The organism is Nitrososphaera sp., assembly GCF_036397675.1.
Taxonomy (GTDB): Archaea; Thermoproteota; Nitrososphaeria; order Nitrososphaerales; family Nitrososphaeraceae; genus Nitrososphaera.
The window spans coordinates 34,836-59,329 of record NZ_DASWIL010000009.1 but is presented as its reverse complement, the minus strand read 5'-3'; the positions used below and the strand labels follow the sequence as shown (position 1 = coordinate 59,329).

The following is a 24,494-nucleotide window of genomic DNA, read 5'->3' as shown; positions in this document are numbered from 1 at the left end:
ATAACCCTTGGGCGATACCGGACTTGCTAATGCTTGGCAGTTATCCCGTTCAGGGCAAGTTCGGCAGGTACGGCGGCAAGTACATACCAGAAACGCTCGCGGCGGCCGTAAGCGAGCTTGAGGCGGCGTATGAAAAGTTTAAGAACGATCCCGAGTTCCAGCAGGAACTGCATTACTACCTGACCAAGTACGCCGGCAGGCCCACGCCATTGTATTTTGCAAAGAACCTCACAGAGCACGCAGGTGGGGCGAAGATACTCTTAAAGCGCGAAGACCTGCTGCACGGCGGGGCGCACAAGACAAACAATACGCTTGGGCAGGCGCTGCTTGCAAAAAGGATGGGCAAGAAGAGGGTAATAGCGGAGACGGGCGCGGGCCAGCATGGGGTCGGAACCGCAATCGCGTGCGCGATGCTCGGGCTCCCTACAGAAGTCTACATGGGCTCAAAGGACGTCGAGCGCCAAAAGCTGAATGTATTTAGGATGGAGCTGCTCGGCGCCAAGGTCCATTCGGTCGATTCGGGGAGCAAAACCCTCAAGGACGCCATAAACGAAGCGATCAGAGACTGGATTTCAAACGTCCATGACACTTACTACCTTATAGGCTCGGTCGTCGGGCCGCACCCCTACCCGATGATGGTCCGCGACTTTCAGAGCGTTATTGGAAGGGAGGTGCGCCAGCAGATGCAGCAGGACTACGGCCGGCTTCCTTCCGCAATCGTCGCATGCGTGGGCGGCGGCAGCAACGCGATGGGCTCCTTTTACCCGTTCGTAGACAACTCTGATGTCAAGCTGTACGGTGTAGAGGCGGGCGGCGAGGGGCTGAAATCCGGCAAGCACTCGGCAACGCTTTGCGCCGGCACCGAAGGCGTACTACACGGGATGTTCACGTACCTTTTGCAGGATAAGCGCGGCCAGGTGGTTGACACGCACAGCATCGCTGCAGGCCTTGACTACCCCGGAGTGGGCCCCGAGCACTCGATGCTAAAAGACGCGGGCAGGGCCACTTATGCGGCGTGCACCGACGACGAGGCGGTGGACGCGTTCATGACGCTCTCTAGACTTGAGGGGATAATACCGGCGCTCGAGTCGGCACACGCAGTAGCGCATACAACAAAGATCGCAAAAGAGATGGACAAGGACGAAATTATCGTGGTAACATTGTCTGGAAGGGGCGACAAGGACGTCACCGTGGTCCATGATTATCTTAACAAGCAGGGCCCCAAAAATGCAAGGAAATAGGATAGGCGCGCGTTTTTCCGCCCTTGCGGCCAAGGGCGAGCGGGCGCTTGCCTGCTACGTTGTTACAGGCTACCCTGGTTTGAAGGCGACTGAAAAGGCGGTGGACGCGCTTGTCGCAGGAGGCGCGGATATCATCGAGCTTGGGATACCGTTTTCAGACCCGATTGCCGACGGACCCACGATACAGCAGGCGTCGCACACGGCACTTGAGAGGGGCGCAACGCCGGACAAGGCGCTTGCAATAGCAAAAAGCATCCGCAAGAAGCATCCGGACCTTCCGCTGCTAGTCATGACCTACGCAAACATCCTTGTCCACGCGGGGGTCGGCAAGTTCATGGACAAGGCCAAGGCGGCCGGCATCGACGGCTTCATCCTGCCCGACATGCCGGTGGAAGAGGCAGGCGAGTACATTAAAAGCGCTAGGGAAAGGAACCTTGCGACGGTGTTCCTAGCCTCTCCGAATACCTCGGAGCGGAGGCTGGAAGAAATAGCGGAAAACTCGTCCGGTTTCATGTACCTCGTTTCAGTCTACGGCATCACTGGCACCCGCAAACATTTTGAAAACTATACGGTTGAAGCGGTCAAGCGGGCCAAGCGGGCCGCTTCAGGCAGGATACCTGTGGGCGTGGGCTTTGGCATCAGCAAGCCCGAGCACGCAAGGTTCATGGCGAGCGCCGGAGCTGACGCGGTGATTGTAGGAAGCGCCATAGTCGACAGGATGTCCGGCCCAAAAGGCATGATGACTGCAGATCTAAAGTCATTTGCGTCCTCGCTGAAAAGGGCCTTGCGTTCTAGGGCATAACCAGGCCGGACTCGTCCTTTGCGAAAAGTATGTTGTTGAGCGTGACCTGGAAGCGCTTACCGTCATGCTCTACAATGACTTCGATGTTGTCAAGCGACTCGGAAGGATCATTGCCTTCCAGTTGCTTTATCGCGACGTGTATGGCCTCGTGCGATACGAGCGCCCCGATGAAAGGCTCGATGTACTCGAAACTGTTGGTGCCTGACTTTGCGTCCTGCGCGGACTGGATTATCAGCATGGTCTCTTTTTCGTAGGTGAAATATGCCGGCGACCCATCTATGGCGCAGGCAAGGGCAAAGTTGTTGATTGCCATCGCGCTAGTCCTTTTCGCTGTAAAGCAGTTTCAGCTCCTCAAAACTGAGCTTGGAGCCGGATTCAAGTTTCTTCCTCGCGTTTTCCTTGACCTTGAAAAGCGCGTCGCTTGAGAGGTTGTAGCCGTACTCCTCGCGCTGCTTTTTCCTCATGGCAGACATCTCGTCAAGGCGCGCGTTTATCGCTTCAAAGCGCTTCGCGATGTTGCCGTATGTGGACAAGAGTTTCTCGCGCTCGGCCATAAGCGCGCGCTTGCTATCGTAGAGTTCGTCAAGCGCGCCGTTTTCTTGTGCAATCTTGGCGCGCAGGGCGTCACATTCTTCATTGAGCACCTTGACGGAGTCGCCTATTCTAGCGGACTCCTCTGCAAGCGTTAGATACTGCTCGCGTATCGTGCGGGTGGCCTTGACGGCTTCTATTTTCATCGAGGCGTCTTTTATCCTTGAAAGGATCTCGCCCTTCTCGCGCTCTCCGCTGAACTTCTTGCCGTCGATGAATGCCTGGTTCTTGGCGATGACTGCGTGCAGCCCCTCCTCGCTTTCTTTTGGCAGGCGCGCCTCCATAACGCTCAAGAAGTTCTTTGACTTTGACATCTTTTCGCTGACTGCAAGCAGGCTCGCGTTGTGTCCGTCAATTTCTGAACGGGCCTGCCTAAGCCTTTCAGCCGCAGAATCACACGCCAACTTGTGCTCCTTTATTCCGCTCGTAATGGCATGCAGCTGGCTCCTGTCGATGTCGACTATCTTGTCCGTAGATTCTTTCAGCTCGGACGCGTGCTTGCGCTTTAGCGCGACAAGCTCTTCCCATCCCATCGATCCTAGTTCTGAGCCTTCTGACAAACTGCCGGAAATACCGTCCGGCTTGTTATAAAAATATACCAGTGAGAGAGCTGCACGAACATATTCGTGCTTATCTGAAAAGCGCCAGTTGACTCGCATGCCTGATACGAAAACCAGATGTACAGGATTGCTTTTCCTTCGTCACGTACGCCGATTTCTGGACATATCCGAGCAGTACGGTTTGGCGGATTCCACCAGCAACATGCGGCGGGACAAGCTTTCAGGCCATTTTTTCATCAAGATCGACCCTCCTTACCTTGGCGGATGTAGATTATTTCATTTGGGCGGCATTTTTTAGCCAACTTTACACCTTTTTTCAGGCCAAAAGCTTGAAAATCGGCCTTTTTGGAGCTATTCTTATATCCAAGCGTGCTTGACCCAAGCACGTTGGCAACACAAGGATACTGTGTGAAGTGCAAAGCACCTAGAGAGATGGCGGGAGAAAAGCAGGTAATCATGAAGAACGGACGTAACGCGACCACCGGAACTTGCACGGTCTGCGGGACCAAGATGTTCAAGATCGGTGGCGGCGGAGGCGGCAAGATCAAAGCCAAAGCAAAGCCCAAAGCAAAGCCCAAGAAGGCCGCGAAGAAGGTAAAAGGAAAGAAGAAAAAGTAAGCTAACCTAGGATTGTCCGGGAGAACAAGACTCCCGGACGTTTTTTCTATGTTTTTGTAGTACCCCCCTCCCCCCACGATGCGCTAGGCGTTAAATACTCGCAGCGATTGCTTATCAGCAGAAATGACTGAATCCAAGAACGCCACAGAGCTGGAAATAGAGGACCTCGAAGGTGTGGGTCCTACGACTGCGCGCAAGATGAGGGAAGCCGGCATAAGCTCCGTCATGGAGCTGGCAACGACCGTCGCGGACGAGCTTGCGGCCGACCTTGGCGGGTCGAAAGATGCTGCGACCAACTTTATCATGGCCGCGCAAAAACTGCTCCGCGAATCAGGCGTCTTGGACAACGAGTTCACCACCGCAGACGTGGAGCTGGAAAAGAGAAAGTCGCTTTTGCGTTGCACCACCGGCGCCAAGGTGCTCGACGAGCTCTTGCTTGGCGGCATCGAGACTCAGGCAATAACCGAGTTTTACGGCGAGTTTGGCTCCGGTAAGTCCCAGATATGCCATACGCTGTGCGTGACCGCGCAGCAACCGCCGGATCAAGCAGGTCTTGGCGGCGGCGTCATATTCATAGACACAGAGGGCACGTTCAGGCCTGAGAGGGTTGACCAGATATCAAGGGCAAGGGGCCTCGACTCTGAAGAAACCCTCAAACGCATCGCCATATGCAAGGCCTACAACTCGAGCCACTTGGAGCTGATAATCAAGTCAATGGGTAAATACATCGACGACTTCAAGGCCAAGATGATAATAATCGACAGCATCATCTCACTGCACAGGGCAGAGTTTGCCGGCCGCGGGACGCTTGCAGACAGACAGCAGCGCCTAAACGGCATCATGCACAAGCTTGTGAGAATCGCCGAGATATACAACGTAGCAGTAATCGTCACAAACCAGGTCCAGTCCACACCAGACACGTTCTTTGGCGATCCGACCAAGCCGGCAGGCGGCCACGTCATAGGTCACGCCTCTACATATAGGATATACCTGAGAAAGGCGGGCAACGACCGCGTCGCCAAGATGATAGACTCGCCGTACCACCCCTACTCGGACGCCAGGTTCACCGTAAACGAGCGGGGCATAGACGACATAGAGGAGTCGGCAAAGAAGAAAAAGTCAGAAGACTAGAGGAATGTTTTTTCTGCCTGCGCCAGTTTTTCCAAGTCGCCGCAGCTCTTGATAAGCTGCGCCAACTTTTCTTTCGCCCTTCCGTCCTTTATGGCCTGCCGTGCCAATGCCACACCATCCTTGAGGTCTGGCGCAACCTTGCCTACTGCAAGCGCGGCGGCCGCGTTGATGACTGCCATGTCCTCTTTTTCCCTGGGCGCCTCGCCGTAAATGACTTGAAGCGTGCTTTTTATCGAGTCGTCGCGGCTGTTCACCACCAGCTGTTCGACCCTTGCGGGCTGCATGCCAAGTACCTTCGGGTTCAGGCGCAGGCGCTTTACCTTGTTTCCTGTCACCCAGATTATGTCGTTTTCGCACGTATTTGATAGCTCGTCAAAGCCATCTGCGGCGTGCGCGATTATTGCTTCATTGACGGAGCCAGCGCACACCTTGGCAAGCGTCTCCATAAGCGAAGGCTCAAACACCCCGATGACCTGGCCCCCGATGTTGGTGCAGGGGTTGCTCAGGGGCCCCACCAAGTTGAAAACAGTCCTTATGCCGATTGCCTTTCTTGCCGCCGCGACGTTTTTCATGGCAGGGTGAAAAGCAGGCGCAAAGAGGAACCCGATGCCCGTGCTTTCGATGCATTTCTGAACCTTCTCTGGTGACGCGCTGAGGTCAAGGCCGACGTACTCTAGAAAGTCCGCGCTCCCGCACAGGCCAGACACGGACCTGTTGCCGTGCTTGGCCACATTTGCACCCCCGGCTGCAGCGATTACAGCAGCGGCGGTGCTGACGTTAAACGTTCTGATAGAGTCGCCGCCGGTCCCGCATGTGTCAACGAGCGGACCTGATACTTGCGGCGTTATCCTAGTTGCACGGCTTCTTACCGACTGAAGTATTGACTTTATTTCTGCCAGAGTCTCGCCCTTCATGGCAAGTGCAACCAGAAACGCCCCGACTGCCGCTTCGGGGGCCTTTCCGCCCAGAATGGCGTCAAGCGCATTTGCCATTTCTGTTTCTGACAGGTCGGACCTTGCGACCAGCCTGCGTATGACGGCACGCAGGTCTGGCGGCGAGTCGATCATTTTTTCACCAGCGACATAAAGTTGGCAAGGATCTTGCGCCCCTCGCCTGTAAGTATGGATTCAGGGTGGAACTGAACGCCTTCTATCGGGTATTCCTTGTGCCTGACACCCATTATCTCGCCGTCGTCGGTTGCGGTCGCAGTCACTTCGAGGCAGTCGGGGATTGTGTCCTTGTCTGCGACAAGAGAGTGGTAGCGCGTCGCCCGAAACGGATTGCTCACGTCCGCAAACAGCCTGTCTTTGCCGGCCTTGTATTCAATCACGCTGGTCTTGCCGTGCCTGACCTTGCCCGCGTTTACCACCTTGCCTCCGAAGGCATGGACGATGCCCTGGTGCCCAAGGCAGACTCCAAGTATCGGAATCTTGGGACCCAGCTTCTGTATGACGTCGGTGCACACGCCAAAGTACTTGCGATCTGCAGGGTGTCCCGGCCCGGGCGATATCACGATGCCGTCGGGCTTCATCTTTCTTATCTGCTCAAGCGTTACCTTGTCGTTTCTGACAACTACCGGCTCGATGTCCATCTCGCCCAATAGCTGGGCTATGTTGTATACAAATGAGTCATAGTTGTCGATCACGAGGATCTTTTTCTTTTTCGCCAAAACCCTTACCTTCGGTGGAGAGTCAGCTACGTGCCGGCTGTTGCCAAAAGCGACCGCCTCTTTGCATGTCCCCAAAATCAAAAGCGCGTTGTTTGTATTTAAAGCTAGTGCGCTCTGACGATCTGCACAATTCCTCTGGTTCCGGATTTACGAAGATATATAACACATGGGCTATGATGTCTGCTCGACCTCAAAGGAGCTATTGGCTTTGGTCCGGGTTTTCATAAATGGCTACGGGAGCATAGGCCGGCGCCTTGCGTCAGCGCTGTCCGTCGACAAGGAGATTCAGTTCGTAGGAGTTGCAAAATACACTGCAGACGAGAAGGTAAAGGAGGCGCTGGAGAACAGGTACGGCGTCTACGTACCTGAAGACATGCTTGCCGCGTTCAAGCAGAAGGGATACGACATCATGGGCACGGTCAGAGACGCCGTGAAGGCGTGTGACCTGGTGGTGGACGCCGCCAAAGAAGGCGGGGGCTTTGTAAATAAGAAGGCGCTCTACGAGCCCATGAACAAGCCTGCCATATTTCAGGGCGGAGAGGACAGGCGCGGCGAGCGGGCGGTGGCAGACATGATACACAACTCGCGCGTCAATTATTCAAAGGCGGCAGGCAGGACCTACGTGATACAGGGCAGCTGCAACGTTTCGGGCATGGGCAGGATAATGCAGCCGCTCATTGAAAAGTTTGGACACAGGATAAAGCGTTACGACGTATCGCTCATTCGCAGGTGGGCGGACCTAGAGGACACAAAACCGGTCAAGGATTCCATCGAGTGGGACCCGCACCCGCACCACCAAGACGATGTTAAGGACTTTATCCCTGACGCCAACCTGTATGTGGACGCGTTCAAGGTGCCTTCTCGGATGATGCACCTGCACCACATGACGGTACGCTTTGACATAGCGCCGACAAAAGATGAGATAATGGAGTGCTACAGGAAGGAGTTTGGCGTCGCCATTTTGAATTCTGCAAAGGGCACGGGCGACGTGCGCAAGAAGGCCATCGAGCTTGGGTTTGCGCATGGCGACACCAACATGGTGCACGTGCATGAAGATATTTTGCGCGTGCAGGACGACATTGTGAAACTGGGCTACTCTGACGACCAGACTGGGATGGTTATACCTGAAAACCACCTACTCATACAGTCGATGGTCTTCAAGAGACCAAGGGACGAGGCGCTGCGGAGGACCGATAGCCTCTTCCAGATGAGCAAAAAGCGCAAGATCCTGGAAGAAGAGTTCAAATGAGCATAAACTTACTGGAAATGGGGCCAGCGGAATTTGAAACGGGATTTCATCCCGCATAATCAGTACTATTGCTAAATGATCCACATATGCCTAGCATGATATGTGAATATGTTAGTCATATGTCCGCGGCCGAATGAGGAAAAAAGAAAAAGAATAGACATTTTCATGACTTTGGATAACTCCTCCAAGTCTTCTCGAAGCCAGGTGAACCGCTAAGGTCTCCACGGAAGAATCTCCTCATTTTGACTACTAGGATTAACAGGACCGCCATGGCTACGATGATACAACCGAAGCCGATATACTTGGTATATGGAACGAAAAAGAAGACGTCCAGCATGATGTTTATGACCATACCTACGGTGAAGATTGTCATTACGACGAATAATTTCCAGATGGTTGTGAGTATCAAGCGTGAGGCATAGGTAAAGATTAACGGGAAGTATGTCAAGATTACACCATATTTTTAGCTAATAAGGAACCGGAGCGCGATTCTAGGGGTTACGTATGGAACATTTTTCAGCTACCCTGGCAGTAGTCCAAGTTGACATGCTACAAAATCACTACTTTTGCTAAACGGTTCTTGCAGGTCTAGCATAATAAGCGAGTATGTTAACCAATCCCTTCGGTAATCCAAATATCTTAAGTAAATGGTCCTTCTAGATTTCCCTCATTGGAAGTTGTGGAATATCCCACTTGCGCTGTATGCGGAGGGCGCCTCGATATCCCTGTACGCATACCTGACGCAGCGGGAATACGCATTCTGAGCGATGAACCTGATGAAAAGCTCCGCGTTTATTATTCGATCGACGTATGGCTATGCACAAAATGTGGTAATCTTGAGCCCCAAGTCGAGTTCACCCGGCCGTGGTCAGTAACATAATAGCTAATTATGTTATCCCTAGGAGCCATTATCGCTGTCTGGGTGGCGAGAATTGCCTTGAAGCAGCAACGCTTAAGAAATTACTGGCCAAGTAAGTTGATTATCCGCCCACGAATTTCCTCTGCAACGCATAAGGGTCCAAGACCATCTCAAGAGGATAGAATAGTGATAAGGCGCGTTGACGCGACTAATCTTTCCGGAATCTTGCTGGCGGTAGCTGATGGCCATGGGGGAGACGAAACTTCCTCCTACGTCGCACAGCAGCTATCAGACGGCCTTTTCGACAGGATGGTGGCGGATAATAATAATTTGAATGATGCATTAAAGACGGCATTTCAATATCTGAACGATTCAACTCTTGAGTTAAGCAAAAAGACTTTCGCTCATTACGAAAGTGGAACGACTCTTTCTGTTGTGTATATTCCTGATGGCCAGGACAAATTGCATATTGGAATAATAGGCGATTCTCCGGTAATAGTTGCTAGGAAGGATGGTAAATTCCATATATCCCCAGAACATAATGCCAGGTCCAACGAAGAGGAAAGAAAGGCCGCCGAGCAGAGAGGCGGATTGTTCTCAGACGGTTACTTGTATAGTCCATCTACAAGAATGGGGCTTCAGATGACAAGGGATATTGGTTGCCACGCTATGGGAGATGTTTTGCAAAGGTATCCGGACATCTATGATTTTGCAATCCATGATGGAGATGTACTAATTGTGGCGTCAGACGGTTTGTTAGACCCGGCTCACAGTAGTACCGACGAGGACCTAAGGAGGCTGACTAAGCTTGTCTTGGAAGGTGCCGAGGCTCAAGAACTTGTTGACGATGCTCTTCGAAGACAAACAGGAGACAACGTAAGTGCCGTGGTATACAGACATTAGATGTAGTCAGGTTCTCGCATAATCACTGCTTTTGCTGAACAAGCAGACCTTGGATTACTGAAGTGAAGAGTTCAAGTAAACGCAGGCCCTGCCCTGCATGTACGCAGACCTTGGCAGTGATAGGACCCGCTTGACTGACTGGTAGTTATGAGAACGTGGACGCGGAGTATTACCACGGCGTGTACAATGTCGTGCAGTTTTCATTCTAGTTTTAGGGTGCAGGCTTGATTGAGCCTCTTGTTAACAGAATAGTAAGCCCATGCAAGAAGCGCGATGCCCACCAGCCTGAGCGGGATCTGGTACTGCGCGAAGATGCTTGTTGCCGCGGCACCGGCAACACCGAAAGTTGTGACAAGAAAGAAACTTGCCGACGTGCACCCGGCGCATGCGCTCGAGACTACGCTCAGCGTGGATCCTGAAAATAGCGACGCGCCCAGTTTTACTTTTGAATTCTTGAATACATAGACGTTCATGCTGATTACGACGCCAAGGGTGATTGAGGTGATGATTGAAAGAGCAAAGCCCAATGCGGCATCGCCGGGTATGTAGAACGCAAGCACCGGCGAAAAGAACAGCAGCTGGTCAAGCACGTTGAAAAGCGTCCAGAATCCTGCAGCGATGGCGGTAGCAAGGGCGACGTACGCCCTGTTTGCAAAAACCATCTTGAACGGTATCATGCTCGCCATTTTACGCCAGCTTTTTATTTATCACGCTCTTGAACGAGGTGTAGGGCTGCGCCCCAACTACCGCTTCGATGTCAGAGCCGACGCTTCTCATGATTATAAACGGCGGGGTCCCCAGGAACCCTAACGAGAGCGCAAGGTCAAGGTCTGCCTGAACGTACTGCTCGTACTTCTTGCTGTCGAGGCAGGCATTGAACTGTTCCCTAGCAAGGCCGACTTGTGACTCAAAGTCTTTCATGTTGTCTACGCCACCCAATCCTTTCATTCTGGGGGCCAAAACCGCTTAAAACCCTTCTGCGCAACGGATAGAGAACCCTTGAACTCCGTCAGAATGATTCAAATACTGCAAAAGGCAATTCAGCCATGTTTGAGCTCCAAACTGCAGTCACGCAAAGAGTGTGCCCTATGCGGCACGACCCTCCCTGTAGGGGCCGAGGTGAGCCTGTGCGGCGAGTGCATAAAGATCGCAGATTGCGCCTGCGGGCTAGAAAAACTGCACGACTAGCTACTCTACCATTTTCAGCGTGTCCGTTATAGTCACTATTCCTATGACGTTTGCCTTCTCGCTTACCAGTATGCACCTTGTAAACCGTACGAGTGGCACGAGGGCCTTTGCCGGCGTGGAAACATCGACTTGAGGCGGGGGCGACTCCATCACCTGCGCCACCCTAACGTCCTTCAGCTCACCCTCGGCCTTTTCCATCATTATCTTGGCAACGCCGTCCTCGGTGAGTATGCCGACGACCTTCGACGCGTCAAACACGGGTATCTGGCTGATGTAATTCTTGCGCATCAGCTCTATCGCCTTGAACAGCCGCTCGTCTTTTTGCACGTATATCAGGTGGCGGCTGCAGATGTCGCCGGCCTTCATCGACGTCCTGCCTTCCAGCGACCCGAGCACTTCAAAGATCCTGCGCGCCGTATCGTAGCTGGGCTTGCACCTGCCCGACTCTATCTGGTTTATCATCGACGTGCTCACGCCAGTGAGAGAGGCCAGCTTGCGCTGGGTTACGCCAAGCCTTACACGGGCCTGCTTGATGTACTCGAGTCGTGGCAGCAAGCATGTTCCATTTGCATCCAGAAGTTAAATAGGCTTGCGAAAGAAGGGCGGTATAACCACAAGTAGGCGTCCTGGCCCTTTACCGGCGGAGGGGGAACTTTTACCTCGACCTGGAGACCAAGGGGTTCGATCCTGCCAATGACAAGATAATCACCATACAGTTCAGGGAGATAGACAGAGAAACCGCTGCCAAGAAGGGGAATCAGACGAAAAAGATGTGCTTCTGAAATTCCTGGCCGAGTCAAAAATCACCGAACCTTACCCGTTCACGTTCGTGCCGGTAGGGTACAACCTTAGGTTCGAACACAAGTTCCTGCTTGACCGCTGCAGGACAAACGGCCTCCCGAACATAGACGTACTCGACAAGCCTTTCATCGACCTGCGGCCATTTGACGTGGTGATGAACGGCGGCGAATTAAGGTTCAGGTCTTGACAGTATAACTGGCAAGGCGCACGACGGCAGCGTCGTTCCGACCCGGTATGCCAAGAAAAAATACGCAGAAAATAGAGAATTACGTAATGATAGAGGCTGACGAGTGTGTAAGGGTCTGCTCGTGGCTTTACAGGGAGGTCCCAGGGATGGTTGCCCGGTTCAAGTCGGAAAACAACTTCCGCTAGGGCCCGAATCGCGTAGTTTTATATTATCTGCTTGCGGCGTTTTGTAGGTACTCATGGGCGGCGGAAACGACGACGGCAGCAAGTGGGACTCGGTAAAGCGCTACAAGCTTACCAAGATGATAAACGAGCTGTCCAACATATCGGGCCACGGAACCGAGCTTGTGACGGTATACGTACCGCCAAGGAGGCCGATATTTGACGTGATAGGCCAGCTACGCAACGAGGCAGGCACCGCTTCGAACATCAAGTCTGACCTGACGAGGACCCACGTGCAGGATGCCCTGAGTAGAACAATGGAGCACCTGAAACTTTTCAAAGAAACGCCGGACAACGGCCTTGTAATATTCTGCGGCGCAATCCCAAACGACAAGGGCATAGGCAAGGAAAAGATAGAGCTGTTTTCGGTCACACCCCCGAAGCCTGTCCAAATAAGCCTGTACAGGTGCGACGACCATTTCTGGACAGACCACCTGAAGGACATGCTAAAGGATGATAAAGTGATAGGCATTCTTGCCATCGATACGACTGAGGCCGGCCTGGGCATATTGACAGGCGACAGGTGGGAGACAATAGACACCCTAACATCAGGAGTCTCGGGCAAGCATCGGCAGGGTGGCCAGTCCGCGCGTCGTTTTGAGCGCCTCCGGGAGAACGAGCTGAACGAGTTTTATCACAGGGTGGCACACCACGCCAAGGCCGTTTTCATAGACCAGTACACCGTTAAGGGATTGATCGTCGGCGGCCCCGGTCCCACCAAGGAAAATTTCTTGAAAGAAGAATACCTCGACTACCGGCTGCAGAACAACATCCTGGTCACGCTTGACACCTCTTACTCTGGCGACGAGGGTGTACGCGAGATAATCGACAAGGCGCAAAAGGAGGGCATCCTGGCGGAGTTCCGCGTCATGGAAGAAAAGCAGCTAGTGAAAAAGTTCATGAGCGAGGTGCATTCAGGAAGGAACCTTGGCATCTATGGCATATTTGACGTGATAAAAATGATGAAAGGCGGCATCGCCGATCTGGTGCTTGTCGCAAGCGACATCTCGCACGTCAAGCTGGATTTTACGTGCAAGTCCTGCGGCAATGTCCAGGAAAAAATAGTTGATAGATCGGCGCTCGTGGAGACAAAGCAGGATGTCACGTCAAAGCCCTGTCCCAAGTGCAAAGCCACTGACTTTGAGGTTGCTGAAAAGGACATTGTCGACTATATGCAGGAACTCGCCACCATGACAGGCACGCGCCTTGAAATAGTCTCGGCGCAGATGGAAGAAGGCGCGCAGCTTGTCTCGCTTGGCAGGGTGGGCGCGATACTACGCTACAAGCCTTCTTGAGGCTCGCAGGAGCAGCCGGCAATTTCCTTAGAGCAACCGGTGCACACGGTAACGGTGTTGCAGCCAAGGAGCGAGCAGGCCTCAAACGACTTGGTGTCCTTGCCGCAACTACACTTCATGGCAGTTTCTTGGCAGCCATCAGATTTCTGGCTTGCGGCTACCACCGGCATCTCACTGACAAATTGGTCAAAAAATTCTTGACAAGTAATAAATAAAGGCAGGCAGATACACCTCAACAAGAAAATGGCCACTCAGCTTAAGGTTCACCCATCGTTTTTCAAGGAATTCGCAACAAAGACATGGGTCTCTCCCACGGAAATAGTCAAGGAGCTTGTGGAAAACGCCTTTGACGAGGACGCCACGAAGGTCCTAGTAACGGTTCTAAAGGGCGGCTCGGTTGCCATAGAGGACGACGCGGGCATGGACCAGAAAAGCGTTGAGAAGTTTCTGCTTTTAGGCTCGCCTCACAAGAAGGTCGAGTCCATTTCGCCAAAGCTAAAGAGGATAAGGACTGGAAGGTACGGGACCGGCAGGCTATCGTTCCTCACCTCGTTTGAAAGCATGAAGATAAAGACAAAACATGGAAACTTTCACAAGGAGTTCATGATCGACGGCGTTGCGCTTGACAGGCTGTTCACCGGCAACGCCGCGCTTGGCGAATTAAAGGCCCCGGCACTCAAGCGCGATGGCACCGAGCTTGTGATGTCCGGCTCCAAGGCAGAGGCCGACATGTTCAGGCTGCTCAAAGAAATCCGCAAACTTGCCATTTTGAGGCAGCCGGTGTTTGAAGTATTCATCAAGACTGCGGACCGCTTCAAGGAATGGGACCTGTCTGGCTCGCAGAAAATAACCGCTCCGGACATACAGGGCCACAAGATACCTGTCAGCCTAGAAGGCGGCAAGATAACGGGGGAAATCACGATAGCAAGAAGGCCGCTTTCCGACGAGGAGCGCGGGATAGCCGTCATGGTGGGAAACCACATCGTGACGCGCAGCAACTTTGGCTTTGACACGAAACTGGCCCGGGTGACCGGATACGTCCGGTGCGACGCGCTCACCTCCAGGTTTGCCGACAAGTCCGCGCTCATCGAGAACGAAGAGTACGTCAAGTTCAACCAGGCCATGAAGACGTTTGTCATCGATACGGTCATTCCGGGCCTCTCGGAATACGAGGATGTCCTCATCACGAGGGAAGAGTCCAAGATTTACCGCGAGATAGACAAGGTGCTCGGACAGGCAATGATAGACACTCTCGAGGCGCAGGAGGAAGTACAGGGCTACGAGATGGTTGACGTAAAGGAAGTCGTCAGAACCACCGGCAAGGAAGAAAGGGGAACAAAGTCAAGTGCACAGGTGCAGGAATACGAGGAAGTAAAACCGCTTGGGCCTGGAAGCGGCGGCATGTCAAAGCCAGGACTTGCGCGCCACGAGCCCCAGTCGTATAGGTCTGTCGCTGTTGAGGAGGCGACTGCAGTTGACGGCGAGATAGTAAACGTGGTTGATGAAAAGCAGGCCGACGGCACGGTCATCAGGACAAAGAAAGTGAGGAGGCCGATATTAAAAAAGACGTTTGCGCTCAGGAGAGTTGGCTTCAAGGTCATCCCGTACGAGGATGAGTCCGACTCGCGTTACAGCTTTACCAACGAGAGCGTCGTGTTTGTCAACAAGGCGAACTCGACTTACAAGGCAGAGTCCGCAAGAGGCGATGAGTTCCTCCTCAGGCACATCATAAACATGGTCGCAGAGTCGATAGCAAGCGCCAAGCACCCCGAGGGCAAGGATGCGCTGGAGCTCCAGAACCGCCTTGTGTCTGAGGCCATCAGGATACACGACTACTCCGTGATGAAGCGCTGATAGAAACGACTAAATCTAACTGTGGACGCGAGATACAGCGGTAGATATGGCGTTTGAATTCATGCCGGGCGCAACCGTCGTCGGCATCTCGTACGACAACGGCGTAGTTCTGGCGGCCGAAAAGAGGGTGTCTTTTGGCCATTTTGTCGTCAACAAGAACATCAAAAAGACTTTTGCAGTGACATCGCAGGTGGGTGCTGCGTGCGCGGGCATGGTGGCAGACATGCAGGTGCTCGTAAGGCAGGTCGAGGCGCTTGCCAAGATCCGCAAGCTTGAGACAAGGCGGGAGGTCGCGCCAAACTCCGTCGCAAAACTAATGTCGGTAATAATGTTCGAGCGCCGATACTTCCCGCTCTTGACTCAGGTAATCGTAGGCGGCATAAACGACAAGCCCGAGATATACACGCTTGACCCGCTGGGGTCGGTGCTGCCGGACGAGTATGCGGCAGTAGGCACGGGCGCAGAGTTGGCCCTCGGCATCATTGACGCCGAGTACAAGGCAGGCATGACTGAGGCAAAGGCAAAAGAGCTTGCCGTGAGGGCGATAAAGTCTGCCATACAGCGCGACTCGGCGTCAGGCGACGGCATCGATGTGCTTTTCGTGACAAGGGGCGGCACGCGCGAAGAATCGATAAAGCTGAACTAGATTTCCTTGTTGAATGGCATTAAGGAGATGCAAATAGCTGGCCTGACAGTCAGTTTTTAGGATTGAATAAATAATGAGATTGTTAAGACGTTATTCGATGGCGACGATCAGTTATCGAACGGCTAGCTTACTTTTTAAAGCAGCTAAAGAAGTATATTACATAATTTGCAGGTGGCTCTGGTCATTGGCGGGTGGTAAAGCTTGTCAATTGTAATCAAAAAGGCCAACGGCATCGAACATTTGTCCTTCTCATACTACGATTCCCATAGACAGAAGAAGGTCGATACCGATTGCGGTCCAAAGGTAGATTCAGAATCGCTAGAGAAGGCAATAGAGCTAAAGCGTGAATACGTGCAGAAAAACTTTGATCGCTCTGCTTGGGAACACAGGGAATGGGAAAAAGAGCTAAAACAACTAACGATGCAGGTTCATGCGGATGACACACTAGCAGCTCTGGGTATTTTACGCAATGCTACTATTTACGAACCTAAAATATCCTTCAAGAGTAGTGAAACAATGACTGAGGTGGATGAGAACTCAGTCCAATTGGTTGTAACTTCTCCACCCTATAATGTGGGAAAAGAATATGTCGCGTATGACGATGCGAAAAGCCTGCATGAATACTTGGACTTCCTAGACAATGTTTGGATGCAATGCAAACGGGTCCTCTGCAAAGGGGGAAGGATTGCGATCAATGTGGCCGATACATGGCGGCAGCCATACGTGCCATTGCATAGCCACATAACTGAAAGGATGCTAGCACTTGGATTCAAAATGCGAGGGATCATTTACTGGAATAAGGGTGTAAGCGTTGGAATTTCAACGGCCTGGGGCTCTTGGAAATCACCTTCCAACCCAACAATTCGAGATGTGGGCGAATACATTCTAATTTTCTCAAAAGATAGCTTCAAGCTGGAATCGCCAAATAAAACGGTAACAATGACATCAAAGGAATTTACCGAATACACCAAATCAGTCTGGACATTCCCCGCAACGAACGGTGCTAAGGATGGTCACCCAGCACCCTTTCCAGAGGAACTGCCAAAAAGGCTTATCAAGTTCTATACTTATTTGGGCGACACAGTACTCGATCCGTTTTTGGGCTCAGGAACAACTTGCAAAGTTGCAAAGGCATGGGGAAGGAAATCAATTGGTTACGAAATCGATAGAAGCTATAAGCGAGAAATCGAAAAGAAGATTGCCAGGACTTCCGAGCTTGCAATTCCAATAGAAACCTTCATGACCTACGAAAAAGTTGCTAGCATAGAAACCGCATTTTCTCAGCTACCACAGGCTTCAAAGTGACTTTATTTCGTCAACAAACTTAGTCATGTCTCGCTCTTTTGTAACGTTGTAGATGGCCGTTATCTTCTCATCGTGATGTTCACGGAGATGGCGGGGAATGGCGTTTGTGAGGATATAGAAGTAACCGTTTGGAAAATGCTTGCGCCACTTACTTGCATTTTCAAAGGCTTTCTTTTCCGTATCGCTTCTTTCCATGCCTATTCTGTCAATTTTGGATTTAGTACCGTCAGGATTCATGACGTACCTCGGTCCGCCTTTAGTCTCTATCACTACATTATTTTTCACGAGTAAATCGTATAATCTACTTTGCCTTCCAGACATTCTTAGCATGATTCGGAATTTTGTAACAAGTAGATAGTGGCAGGCATGTTCGAATGTGTTGCCAACGTAGCTTGATCTAGCCTGAAAAGTTCCGACTTCATAGGTATGATTTCCACATTCTTTACACTTTGCCGGTTTATCACCCCAGCCGTAGTTTGAATCGATAGCCAAGTTATTCGGGCCAGCACCAAGACACTTGAGGCATATCCAAACTTTTGCTAGGGGTACGATTCTACCAATATCTTTGAAACAACCATCAAAATAACGTTGTAACGAATCGTCTGATAGCCCCTTTGCACCGATAAACCGCTTGAAGTTCTCTTTTACGAAGCTCTCATATTGTATGGGTATCAACGACTGGCTATCAGCTAGCAATTGCCAAAGGTTCTTAAGGTTTTCTGCAATTATCGAAGTTGCCTAATGACTGAGATGATGGCGGAAGAATTGCAGTGTATGGCCGAGCTTAACAAGAAACTATCTGAAGCTGGTTTAAAGTCTAAACTATCGTATCTATACGTAAGCGGTATAAGAGAAGGAATAGTAACTGAATGGGGATTTGAGGAAGAAATAATAGAAGCAGCAGCTGCAAATATTCTGGTCTCAGAGCAGGTTAGGAAATTTGGGTATCATGAATGACCTATTTCCTTGTGCGCTTCCCATATTTTGTCGCTGATATAATGTAAATTGTCAACGACATAGCCCTTGGCCATAGCCTTTGCCGATTCGCTGTCTTCAAGCGCCATCCCCACAGCAAGCATCTTGCCGTGCGACTGGTCCTTGACGACTACTATGTCGCCCTTCTTGAACTGCCCGAATTCGACGATGCCCGGCCTGAGCACCTTGGCCCCGTTGCACACAAATTTTACTGCGCCCATGTCGACCGTGACTGTGGGAAAGTGTGCAAGCGACTCCGGCCTGCCTAGGAACGGGACTATCTCATCCTTGACCTGCACGGCAGTAAACTCATCTGAAATAAGGATCTTTTTGTCCGCGTCTACCTCATAGACCCTGAACGTCTTGACCTTGGGAACTGTGCCTGCCGGCCACTTTGCCGCCATCCTGTCAACTATGTCTGAAGTCTCGCTTTTTGAAATCACTGATACTTTCAGGATTTATCACGGACGCTACGTATGCGTTCGTTATTATTGTTTACATCCTGTCATTCGTATGCCGACGAATGGCCCTGCATGCTGTGCCTGATGGTTATTTAGGGCTTGAACCGGGCCCTGCGTCTCTTGGAGTCGTCCCTAGGCCTAAAGTCTCGTTCTGTGCCGCCATTTTTCTGGGCATAAGGCGTCTCTTTCTCTTCTGATTGTTCGTTCAGATTCAGACTTTTATCTACTAATGTGTAGTCCGTCGCTTTCTCTTCCTTTACGATTCCGATCTCTCCCATTTTGCCATTTTTCCTTTTGACCGTATTCGCAAGGCGAACGCAGAGAATACACAATCGATTTCAGGAATTGAAACTGACCGGAGCAGATGCTACGTTCGCCAAAATACAACTAGTATAGTTAGGTAGTGTACGCGAAAGTAGCCACTAAGCAAGTTAAGTTGCACCGCACAATCAAAGTTTTTTCATCCCAGACAACTTTATACGTTCAGCCGGCCCTTGGGGTTTATGCACTACAGGATAGTCAAGGAGCCTATGGCGCTCCTAGAAGTCGAGATGTCTGCAGGCGAGAAGATAACTGCCGAGTCGGGGGCTATGGTGTACATGAAAGGCGACATTGAAATAAAGACTAGGACGCGCGAAGGGGGCTTTCTCAAGAAATTAAAAGTGACTGCGCTTGGTGGCGAGTCGTTCTTTATCAACGACTTTATGGCCCGTGGCGACTGCTCGGTCGGTCTAACCGGCCCACCCATAGGCGATATAGTACGCCTTGACGTAAAGCCCGGGGCAGGCTTTATCGTCCAGTCGGGCTCGTACGTGGCGTCTTCTTTGGGCGTCATGCTTGACACCCAGTGGCAGGGCTTTACAAAAGGGCTTTTTGGCTCCGAGTTTTTCATGCTAAAGGTGACCGGCCAGGGCGAGCTTTTTGCCAACGCGTACGGCGGCATAATGCAGAGTGACCTAGCAGTAGGCGAAAAGATGACTGTCGACAACTACCACCTAGTCGCGCTCGGTGAAAGCGTCAGGTACAACGTGACAAAGGTGGGCGGGATGAAAACGACCATACTGGGCGGCGAGGGGCTTGCGACAGAGTGCACCGGCCCTGGCCCTGTCTACTTCCAGACAAAGAACCTGCGCGAGTTGATAGACATCCTTGGGATAAACCAGCGCGCCGAAACAACATCAAACAGCGGCGTGTCGTTTGGAGGGTTCAGGATAGGCTAGGCGTTGGTCATCGATAGGACTAGGGGTCTATGCTTTCGTTCATCTATTTCGATTGGGACCCTACCACGACATCGATGCCCACAAGACTAACATAATTAGCCATTGTGGTATTCAGCGACAAGCAAGTCATTCTTATTCTCTGCCATCAACCGACCGGTTCATAGACGAGGAAAAATACAACCCCCTCTATTGAGCACGGATTCGAGCCGCTTTCACGTTATGTCGTAGGTCATGATAAAGTACGTCAGAATATTCTCGTAAGTGCTGAAATTGGGACGACTGATGTTTATTTATTTGAACCTAGGTGAATAGGTGATGTACGCGCAAATCCTAGTCCCATTTGACGTTTCTATGCACGCAGAAAAAGCCCTTGCACATGCAGCGGATCTGGCACGAGTGCATAACAGTCGCATTATTTTACTGCACGTAATCCAGGAAATACCCATGTTTCCACTCATCGGCCATACATCAACGTCTCCCGAAACTGGATTGCCTCAACCATTCACCGAACACGTAAGGATGGTCTATGAGGAATCACAAAAATACGTGACGCAGATGTTGAAACTAAAAGCTATGCCCTATAAGCAGGCAGGGGTTAACATCGAAACAGTCGTACTAATTGGTAACCCTGTTAAGAAGGTTCTCGAACATGCGGAAAAGAATAATGTTGACTTGATTGTTGTCGGAAGTGTTGGTCTGAGCGGTTTTGCTAAACTTCAGGCGCTGGGCAGCGTTTCAAGAGGGATCGCAGAACGCGCTACATGCCCAGTTCTGGTAATTCACTAGGGAACGAATCCACTGGCAGCTTATTTTTTCAATAGTCTGCATTAGGCTGGGCGGGGTATTTGGAGACGAAACCCGGTTGCTGGCGTGCAGAGGATATGAGGGATTTAGCAGAGTTCCTTCAGCACCTTTTGGTGTACTTGTCCACGCCGACTAATGTCTCAAGGAGTTTTGGCGGTGAAATTTCGCGGTTATCGACGATTTAAATAGCCCCCTTTACTAAGATCGCGGGAAGCACAAAAGCCTATTTAATCACGCATTAGTGTGCGTCAGCGTCTGCCAGCACTCTATACAATAATCGCCCGTGACCTGGAATATCTCGGCGGGACTCTCCTCACACTGGTTGCAGAGTATGTCTGCAATTTCCTCAGATTTTGGCTCCTTTGATTCCGATATTTGCATAGTGGATTATAGGAATTCTAATGCAAGTCCGATATTTATATGTAATTTGTTGCACTTGCTTTACAGGATAGTGCTCCCGTCAACAAAGATAGCGCTCAAAGACAGTGTCGCGAATCTCAATGAGGTCGCGCAATACCGCGCTTGCAGTCTCCATGCCCCCTGCGCCTCGCCCTATAATGGTCTGCTGGCCCGAGTGCTCCGACGAGAATGTCACGGCGTTAAGCGTGCCGTTCACGCATATCGGGTCCTTCTTCGAGACTTCAGTGGGCTTTACTTCAAGGCGCCTGCTGTCGCACGCTGCTATCAGTTTTATGGCGTTGCCACGCGACTGCGCATTCTTGACATCTGATACCTTGACGCCGGAGATCCCGGTCCTTGCCACATCTTTCATCGTGACTTTCATGCCCATTATCCAGTTGGCCATGATGACGAGTTTCGCAGCCGCGTCGTAGCCGTCGATGTCAAGCGACGGCACAGCCTCGGCGTAGCCCTTTTCCTTGGCGTCAGCAAGTGCGCTTTCGTACGTTAACCCTTCCTCCATCTTACTGAGGATATAGTTTGTCGTGCCGTTCAGAATGCCCTGGAAGGACACTATCCTGTCACCCTTTAGGCAGCGCTTGGCAAATTCTAGTATCGGCGTCCCTCCTCCGACGGTTCCGGAGAACCTGAACATGACGCCGTTGTAGTTTGCCAGCTCTATCAATGACGGAAACGCAAGCGCAAGCGGCCCCTTGTTAACGCTTATGACGTGCTTGCCCGTCCTCATGGCAGATATGATGTGCGACGTGCCCGGCTCGCCCGTGGAAAGGTCGGTGGGCGTCGCCTCGATTACGACTTCGGTGTCGACGTTCTCTATGACGTGCAGCGCGTCGAACTTGCTTGCGCTTTTATCGTACGCGCCAACTGTACCCTTCTTTTTTGCAAAGAGTAGGCGCTCAAGGTCTAGGCCTGCCGGGGATATGGCAGAACCGCGATTATCGACGCAGGCCACGATCCTTGGTTTGATGCCGTGCTGGCTATACAGGTCTGCCGAGCGCGAGAGCAGCAGCTTGGCAAAACTCTGTCCCACCACGCCAAAGCCTACTAGCACTATGCGCAATTTCTACCCAATTGCTTAAAGGTGTCAGGTTAATATGTGCTAGGGATTAGTTAGTAAGTCTGTAATCAGACTGAAATTTAGAATCCGGAGAACGTCTGAAACTAAGAGTACGACAGAAATTTAAAGATGTTGCTTTTTACAGGAGCGTTGATAATCCTTATGGACACGAATCGCCTAACGAATACTGGCATAAACTTCACATGAAGACTAGACACGGAGAGAACGGGCATGGACTCTAGCCTCATACTTCAGTTTTTAGGACTGACCTACCCCTGTCGTTGAATGACTATTGACATTAGTTGCAGGTGGCTAATGTGGCACTACCTTATTGCACATGACCTGAGCTTGGGCTGTGGTATTGCCTAGGACTGTCTTCATGAAGTTTACACACTCCTTTTTGGTCGCAAACAAGGAGTGCCACGCATCTGCAGATTGAGCTGCGGAGATAGCTATAACTCCTAACAGGGCGACTGCTGCCGCAATAGCAATAATTGCCAGTTTAGTAGTTGGTTCTTGTAGCTTCATAGCAAATACCTAGCACACTAGACTTTCTTAAAAAGACTGGCGGATATTAGCTATGGAAAAAAGTTCTATTCTGTCTTGGTTAGTATTTGGGACCGTTCGCTCTCTCCAAGACAGCCCTAGACTGGACAAACTCCCTTATTTCCTTATACGCGTCTTCGGGGGTCTTGCTCGCAGTGTCGAATTGTATCGAGTAATCAATCCGGGTGCTTTCGTAGTTCCCCCGGTTGACAGTGACGCCGTAAGAAAGGGAGCTTTTCATGGCTCCTTTCTCCACGCCTTGGGATTGTAGACACAACTCTCACAAATTTCCTTGCCTGCTTTCTTAGGTAGGTCGTTTTCGCCATCAAGGTCGGATTCCAGCATCGCGTAGATCATATCCAAGGCGTATTCCTGGCGGCTCTGACCCAATACTCTCGCTACGTCGTCCAAGGTCAGGAAAGCGTTGTCTGGAAGATCAATGGTTAGTTTCATTGGTAGTCCATCCTCCTAGGCTAGCCGTCCACCGCGAACATCTTCATTATCAGCCGGCCGTTGACCAAGTGATCCTCGTATTGCAGGTACCCATCGCTTTCCATGGCCTTGAGTAAGTTTAGCGCCTCCTGCCCTCTTAGAGTCGCGATGTGGGATTTCTTGGCTTTCATTTTCCTTCCCTCCACACCCCCTCCAGCTTTGACAGATGCTCTTCCCCCTGTTCCGTTAAGGAATAGACCCATTCGCCCGCTTCATTCGTGGTCCTTACGATTAATCCCTCTTGCTCCAAGAAATCAAGGAAGGATTTCGCCATTGGTTTCGTAACGCTTTCTGATGTTGCCATCATGTTTCTATATTCCGCAACGCATTGTATTAAATGTTGCGGAAAACCGCAATGCTTTAATACGGATGTTTCGGATAATAGAAATGTATTAGTATGCAGGAATTGGAACGCAAGGTGGTGCTGAGCAAGGCAGAGCTCAAGTTTATTCAGGATCTTAAGAACGGTAATGTCGATAAATACGAGCCGACCTATAGACGGACCCTGAAGCATCGCATACTCAAGAAGCACAAACAACTTACAGTCGAAGCCCTCCTGATCAATGAAGTTTTAGACGAGCTGCAGGCGCTATGACTCGTCGCTGTATCTCGTGTGAATCTCCCATAGACTCCAACAGCTTGAGCATGGAGCAGAGAATCACTGATGATCAGTCGTTTTGTAGGACTTGCTTCGATGAAATTATGAAAAACGATGATATACCATATCTAGATCATCCGAAATTCCTAGCTCTAGCCTGACTTGCATTCTATCAATTTGCCGCTTTCCTTACTTCTGATGCTCATGTTGGGAGTTTGACGTTAGAATCTATGAACCTGGATGTAATACATCATTATTTCTTCTTGCATGAACCGGGCTTCTAGGTTTTTCTTTAATTTCTTGAAAAACTGGATGTTAGTCTTTGTTTTCTTACAGATAACCCAGTAAGTCTTGCTTATGTCTTTGACTGGTTTCTTAGTCTTTGGGTCGAGCCATCCACCCACAAGTGGGGAATTGTCCATAGTACATCCCCCGAATTTGTTAGAAATATCATCATAGGTTTTGGAATACTTACTTCCCTCTATCTTTATCCTCTTTCTTTTGCTATCGGGATTGTAATATAGTGGGAGTAAGACTTCTACTTTGAGATCAGGCACCAAGTTTAGGCGACTTTCTTGTATCTTATATTTTTGTTGGAAAGTCGTTTGCAGTCTTTCTCAGAAATAACGAATGTGTACTTCCCTATACCACTAAATTGCGCCTTAGAGTGTACAAGTTCATAGAATGCCTTAGCTTTCTCATTTTCGTCATTGAATTTAATCGTACACATTGAACTGTCAGACTGCATATCTATCGCCTACTTATAGGATAGAAGGCTTCGAATATAAATATATGGACTAA

At 50.9% G+C, this 24,494-nt stretch carries 35 protein-coding genes; 16 read left to right on the top strand and 19 right to left on the bottom strand.

The window, feature by feature from the left end:
* Window positions 1-29: 29 nt before the first annotated feature.
* Both trpB and trpA read left to right on the top strand, forming a co-directional pair.
* Window positions 30-1,241 (top strand): tryptophan synthase subunit beta, encoded by a 1,212-nt coding sequence (gene trpB, locus VGA14_RS01655; protein ID WP_331002003.1) that lies wholly within the window; start codon window positions 30-32, stop codon window positions 1,239-1,241.
* Window positions 1,228-2,043 carry a tryptophan synthase subunit alpha gene (trpA, locus tag VGA14_RS01650; RefSeq protein ID WP_331002002.1) on the top strand — a complete coding sequence of 272 codons (816 nt, stop codon included), beginning with the start codon at window positions 1,228-1,230 and terminating at the stop codon, window positions 2,041-2,043. Before trpB ends, trpA begins: the two co-directional genes overlap by 14 nt.
* Here trpA and VGA14_RS01645 read toward each other — a convergent pair.
* A complete protein-coding gene (locus tag VGA14_RS01645; protein ID WP_331002001.1) occupies window positions 2,033-2,356 on the bottom strand; it encodes a hypothetical protein in 324 nt (107 codons plus the stop codon). The two genes, trpA and VGA14_RS01645, sit on opposite strands and share 11 nt — an antisense overlap.
* 4 nt (window positions 2,357-2,360) lie before the next feature.
* Window positions 2,361-3,194, bottom strand: coding sequence for a hypothetical protein (locus VGA14_RS01640; RefSeq protein ID WP_331002000.1), 834 nt, complete (start codon window positions 3,192-3,194; stop codon window positions 2,361-2,363).
* 408 nt (window positions 3,195-3,602) lie between these two features.
* Here VGA14_RS01640 and VGA14_RS09620 point away from each other — a divergent pair, with 408 nt between their 5' ends.
* Together VGA14_RS09620 and radA are read left to right on the top strand one after the other, a co-directional pair.
* A complete protein-coding gene (locus tag VGA14_RS09620) occupies window positions 3,603-3,812 on the top strand; it encodes a DUF5679 domain-containing protein (protein ID WP_331001999.1) in 210 nt (69 codons plus the stop codon).
* A gap of 123 nt (window positions 3,813-3,935) precedes the next feature.
* Entirely contained in the window at window positions 3,936-4,943 is a 1,008-nt protein-coding gene (radA, locus tag VGA14_RS01630) for a DNA repair and recombination protein RadA (protein WP_331001998.1), read from the top strand.
* Here radA and trpD read toward each other — a convergent pair.
* Together trpD and VGA14_RS01620 are read right to left on the bottom strand one after the other, a co-directional pair.
* Window positions 4,940-6,010 carry an anthranilate phosphoribosyltransferase gene (gene trpD / locus VGA14_RS01625; protein ID WP_331001997.1) on the bottom strand — a complete coding sequence of 357 codons (1,071 nt, stop codon included), beginning with the start codon at window positions 6,008-6,010 and terminating at the stop codon, window positions 4,940-4,942. The genes radA and trpD overlap by 4 nt on opposite strands.
* A complete protein-coding gene (locus VGA14_RS01620; protein ID WP_331001996.1) occupies window positions 6,007-6,612 on the bottom strand; it encodes an aminodeoxychorismate/anthranilate synthase component II in 606 nt (201 codons plus the stop codon). Before VGA14_RS01620 ends, trpD begins: the two co-directional genes overlap by 4 nt.
* Before the next feature lie 208 nt (window positions 6,613-6,820).
* Between VGA14_RS01620 and VGA14_RS01615 the strand changes: the two genes are divergently transcribed.
* Both VGA14_RS01615 and VGA14_RS01610 read left to right on the top strand, forming a co-directional pair.
* A complete protein-coding gene (locus VGA14_RS01615; protein WP_331001995.1) occupies window positions 6,821-7,861 on the top strand; it encodes a type II glyceraldehyde-3-phosphate dehydrogenase in 1,041 nt (346 codons plus the stop codon).
* Between the two features lie 1,045 nt (window positions 7,862-8,906).
* Entirely contained in the window at window positions 8,907-9,623 is a 717-nt protein-coding gene (locus VGA14_RS01610) for a PP2C family protein-serine/threonine phosphatase (protein WP_331001994.1), read from the top strand.
* Between the two features lie 200 nt (window positions 9,624-9,823).
* Here VGA14_RS01610 and VGA14_RS01605 read toward each other — a convergent pair whose 3' ends face one another.
* Together VGA14_RS01605 and VGA14_RS01600 are read right to left on the bottom strand one after the other, a co-directional pair.
* Window positions 9,824-10,309: a hypothetical protein gene (locus tag VGA14_RS01605; protein ID WP_331001993.1), complete on the bottom strand. Its 486-nt coding sequence runs from the start codon at window positions 10,307-10,309 to the stop codon at window positions 9,824-9,826.
* Window position 10,310: 1 nt separating this feature from the next.
* Window positions 10,311-10,544 (bottom strand): DsbA family protein, encoded by a 234-nt coding sequence (locus tag VGA14_RS01600; RefSeq protein WP_331001992.1) that lies wholly within the window; start codon window positions 10,542-10,544, stop codon window positions 10,311-10,313.
* Window positions 10,545-10,673: 129 nt separating this feature from the next.
* Between VGA14_RS01600 and VGA14_RS01595 the strand changes: the two genes are divergently transcribed.
* The gene (locus tag VGA14_RS01595) at window positions 10,674-10,811 is read left to right on the top strand and encodes a hypothetical protein (RefSeq protein WP_331001991.1); all 138 of its coding nucleotides are present in this window, start codon (window positions 10,674-10,676) and stop codon (window positions 10,809-10,811) included.
* Here the strand turns inward: VGA14_RS01595 and VGA14_RS01590 are convergent, their stop codons facing one another.
* Window positions 10,812-11,366, bottom strand: a complete 555-nt coding sequence (locus VGA14_RS01590) for a CBS domain-containing protein (protein ID WP_331001990.1) — start codon at window positions 11,364-11,366, stop codon at window positions 10,812-10,814.
* A 217-nt stretch (window positions 11,367-11,583) separates the two neighbouring features.
* Between VGA14_RS01590 and VGA14_RS01585 the strand changes: the two genes are divergently transcribed.
* A complete protein-coding gene (locus VGA14_RS01585) occupies window positions 11,584-11,799 on the top strand; it encodes a hypothetical protein (RefSeq protein ID WP_331001989.1) in 216 nt (71 codons plus the stop codon).
* A gap of 238 nt (window positions 11,800-12,037) precedes the next feature.
* Window positions 12,038-13,315, top strand: a complete 1,278-nt coding sequence (gene prf1, locus VGA14_RS01580; RefSeq protein ID WP_331001988.1) for a peptide chain release factor aRF-1 — start codon at window positions 12,038-12,040, stop codon at window positions 13,313-13,315.
* Here prf1 and VGA14_RS01575 read toward each other — a convergent pair.
* Window positions 13,300-13,479 (bottom strand): hypothetical protein, encoded by a 180-nt coding sequence (locus tag VGA14_RS01575; protein ID WP_331001987.1) that lies wholly within the window; start codon window positions 13,477-13,479, stop codon window positions 13,300-13,302. The genes prf1 and VGA14_RS01575 overlap by 16 nt on opposite strands.
* A 79-nt stretch (window positions 13,480-13,558) precedes the next feature.
* Between VGA14_RS01575 and VGA14_RS01570 the strand changes: the two genes are divergently transcribed.
* From VGA14_RS01570 to VGA14_RS01560, 3 genes are all read left to right on the top strand, one after another.
* Complete coding sequence (locus VGA14_RS01570) at window positions 13,559-15,169, top strand: ATP-binding protein (protein ID WP_331001986.1); 1,611 nt, start codon at window positions 13,559-13,561, stop codon at window positions 15,167-15,169.
* A gap of 46 nt (window positions 15,170-15,215) precedes the next feature.
* Entirely contained in the window at window positions 15,216-15,815 is a 600-nt protein-coding gene (locus tag VGA14_RS01565; protein ID WP_331001985.1) for a proteasome subunit beta, read from the top strand.
* Window positions 15,816-16,016: 201 nt separating this feature from the next.
* The gene (locus VGA14_RS01560) at window positions 16,017-17,120 is read left to right on the top strand and encodes a site-specific DNA-methyltransferase (protein ID WP_331001984.1); all 1,104 of its coding nucleotides are present in this window, start codon (window positions 16,017-16,019) and stop codon (window positions 17,118-17,120) included.
* On the opposite strand, the gene VGA14_RS01555 is transcribed toward VGA14_RS01560, so the two are convergent.
* The gene (locus VGA14_RS01555) at window positions 17,112-17,795 is read right to left on the bottom strand and encodes a hypothetical protein (RefSeq protein ID WP_331001983.1); all 684 of its coding nucleotides are present in this window, start codon (window positions 17,793-17,795) and stop codon (window positions 17,112-17,114) included. The two genes, VGA14_RS01560 and VGA14_RS01555, sit on opposite strands and share 9 nt — an antisense overlap.
* A gap of 66 nt (window positions 17,796-17,861) precedes the next feature.
* Here VGA14_RS01555 and VGA14_RS01550 point away from each other — a divergent pair, with 66 nt between their 5' ends.
* On the top strand, window positions 17,862-18,077 hold the full coding sequence (locus VGA14_RS01550) for a hypothetical protein (protein WP_331001982.1): 216 nt from the start codon (window positions 17,862-17,864) through the stop codon (window positions 18,075-18,077).
* Here VGA14_RS01550 and VGA14_RS01545 read toward each other — a convergent pair.
* Both VGA14_RS01545 and VGA14_RS01540 read right to left on the bottom strand, forming a co-directional pair.
* Entirely contained in the window at window positions 18,068-18,538 is a 471-nt protein-coding gene (locus VGA14_RS01545; RefSeq protein ID WP_331001981.1) for a PUA domain-containing protein, read from the bottom strand. The two genes, VGA14_RS01550 and VGA14_RS01545, sit on opposite strands and share 10 nt — an antisense overlap.
* Before the next feature lie 110 nt (window positions 18,539-18,648).
* On the bottom strand, window positions 18,649-18,834 hold the full coding sequence (locus VGA14_RS01540) for a hypothetical protein (protein ID WP_331001980.1): 186 nt from the start codon (window positions 18,832-18,834) through the stop codon (window positions 18,649-18,651).
* Between the two features lie 225 nt (window positions 18,835-19,059).
* Here VGA14_RS01540 and VGA14_RS01535 point away from each other — a divergent pair, with 225 nt between their 5' ends.
* Both VGA14_RS01535 and VGA14_RS01530 read left to right on the top strand, forming a co-directional pair.
* Entirely contained in the window at window positions 19,060-19,776 is a 717-nt protein-coding gene (locus VGA14_RS01535) for a TIGR00266 family protein (protein WP_331001979.1), read from the top strand.
* Window positions 19,777-20,091: 315 nt separating this feature from the next.
* On the top strand, window positions 20,092-20,562 hold the full coding sequence (locus VGA14_RS01530) for a universal stress protein (RefSeq protein WP_331001978.1): 471 nt from the start codon (window positions 20,092-20,094) through the stop codon (window positions 20,560-20,562).
* Window positions 20,563-20,811: 249 nt separating this feature from the next.
* On the opposite strand, the gene VGA14_RS01525 is transcribed toward VGA14_RS01530, so the two are convergent.
* The 7 genes from VGA14_RS01525 to VGA14_RS01495 all read right to left on the bottom strand — a co-directional run bounded on the left by VGA14_RS01525 (window position 20,812) and on the right by VGA14_RS01495 (window position 23,402).
* Window positions 20,812-20,961 (bottom strand): hypothetical protein, encoded by a 150-nt coding sequence (locus tag VGA14_RS01525; RefSeq protein WP_331001977.1) that lies wholly within the window; start codon window positions 20,959-20,961, stop codon window positions 20,812-20,814.
* A gap of 79 nt (window positions 20,962-21,040) precedes the next feature.
* Window positions 21,041-22,060 carry a homoserine dehydrogenase gene (locus VGA14_RS01520; protein ID WP_349257122.1) on the bottom strand — a complete coding sequence of 340 codons (1,020 nt, stop codon included), beginning with the start codon at window positions 22,058-22,060 and terminating at the stop codon, window positions 21,041-21,043.
* A gap of 309 nt (window positions 22,061-22,369) precedes the next feature.
* On the bottom strand, window positions 22,370-22,585 hold the full coding sequence (locus VGA14_RS01515) for a hypothetical protein (RefSeq protein WP_331001975.1): 216 nt from the start codon (window positions 22,583-22,585) through the stop codon (window positions 22,370-22,372).
* 79 nt (window positions 22,586-22,664) lie between these two features.
* Window positions 22,665-22,844 carry a hypothetical protein gene (locus VGA14_RS01510; RefSeq protein WP_331001974.1) on the bottom strand — a complete coding sequence of 60 codons (180 nt, stop codon included), beginning with the start codon at window positions 22,842-22,844 and terminating at the stop codon, window positions 22,665-22,667.
* On the bottom strand, window positions 22,841-23,056 hold the full coding sequence (locus tag VGA14_RS01505) for a hypothetical protein (RefSeq protein ID WP_331001973.1): 216 nt from the start codon (window positions 23,054-23,056) through the stop codon (window positions 22,841-22,843). The genes VGA14_RS01510 and VGA14_RS01505 overlap by 4 nt, the downstream gene beginning before the upstream one ends.
* Before the next feature lie 20 nt (window positions 23,057-23,076).
* Window positions 23,077-23,226, bottom strand: a complete 150-nt coding sequence (locus VGA14_RS01500; protein WP_331001972.1) for a hypothetical protein — start codon at window positions 23,224-23,226, stop codon at window positions 23,077-23,079.
* Window positions 23,223-23,402: a hypothetical protein gene (locus VGA14_RS01495; protein ID WP_331001971.1), complete on the bottom strand. Its 180-nt coding sequence runs from the start codon at window positions 23,400-23,402 to the stop codon at window positions 23,223-23,225. The genes VGA14_RS01500 and VGA14_RS01495 overlap by 4 nt, the downstream gene beginning before the upstream one ends.
* Before the next feature lie 99 nt (window positions 23,403-23,501).
* Here VGA14_RS01495 and VGA14_RS01490 point away from each other — a divergent pair, with 99 nt between their 5' ends.
* Window positions 23,502-23,690 carry a hypothetical protein gene (locus tag VGA14_RS01490; RefSeq protein WP_331001970.1) on the top strand — a complete coding sequence of 63 codons (189 nt, stop codon included), beginning with the start codon at window positions 23,502-23,504 and terminating at the stop codon, window positions 23,688-23,690.
* A 224-nt stretch (window positions 23,691-23,914) separates the two neighbouring features.
* Here VGA14_RS01490 and VGA14_RS01485 read toward each other — a convergent pair whose 3' ends face one another.
* Window positions 23,915-24,250: a hypothetical protein gene (locus VGA14_RS01485; RefSeq protein WP_331001969.1), complete on the bottom strand. Its 336-nt coding sequence runs from the start codon at window positions 24,248-24,250 to the stop codon at window positions 23,915-23,917.
* Between the last annotated feature and the right edge of the window lie 244 nt (window positions 24,251-24,494).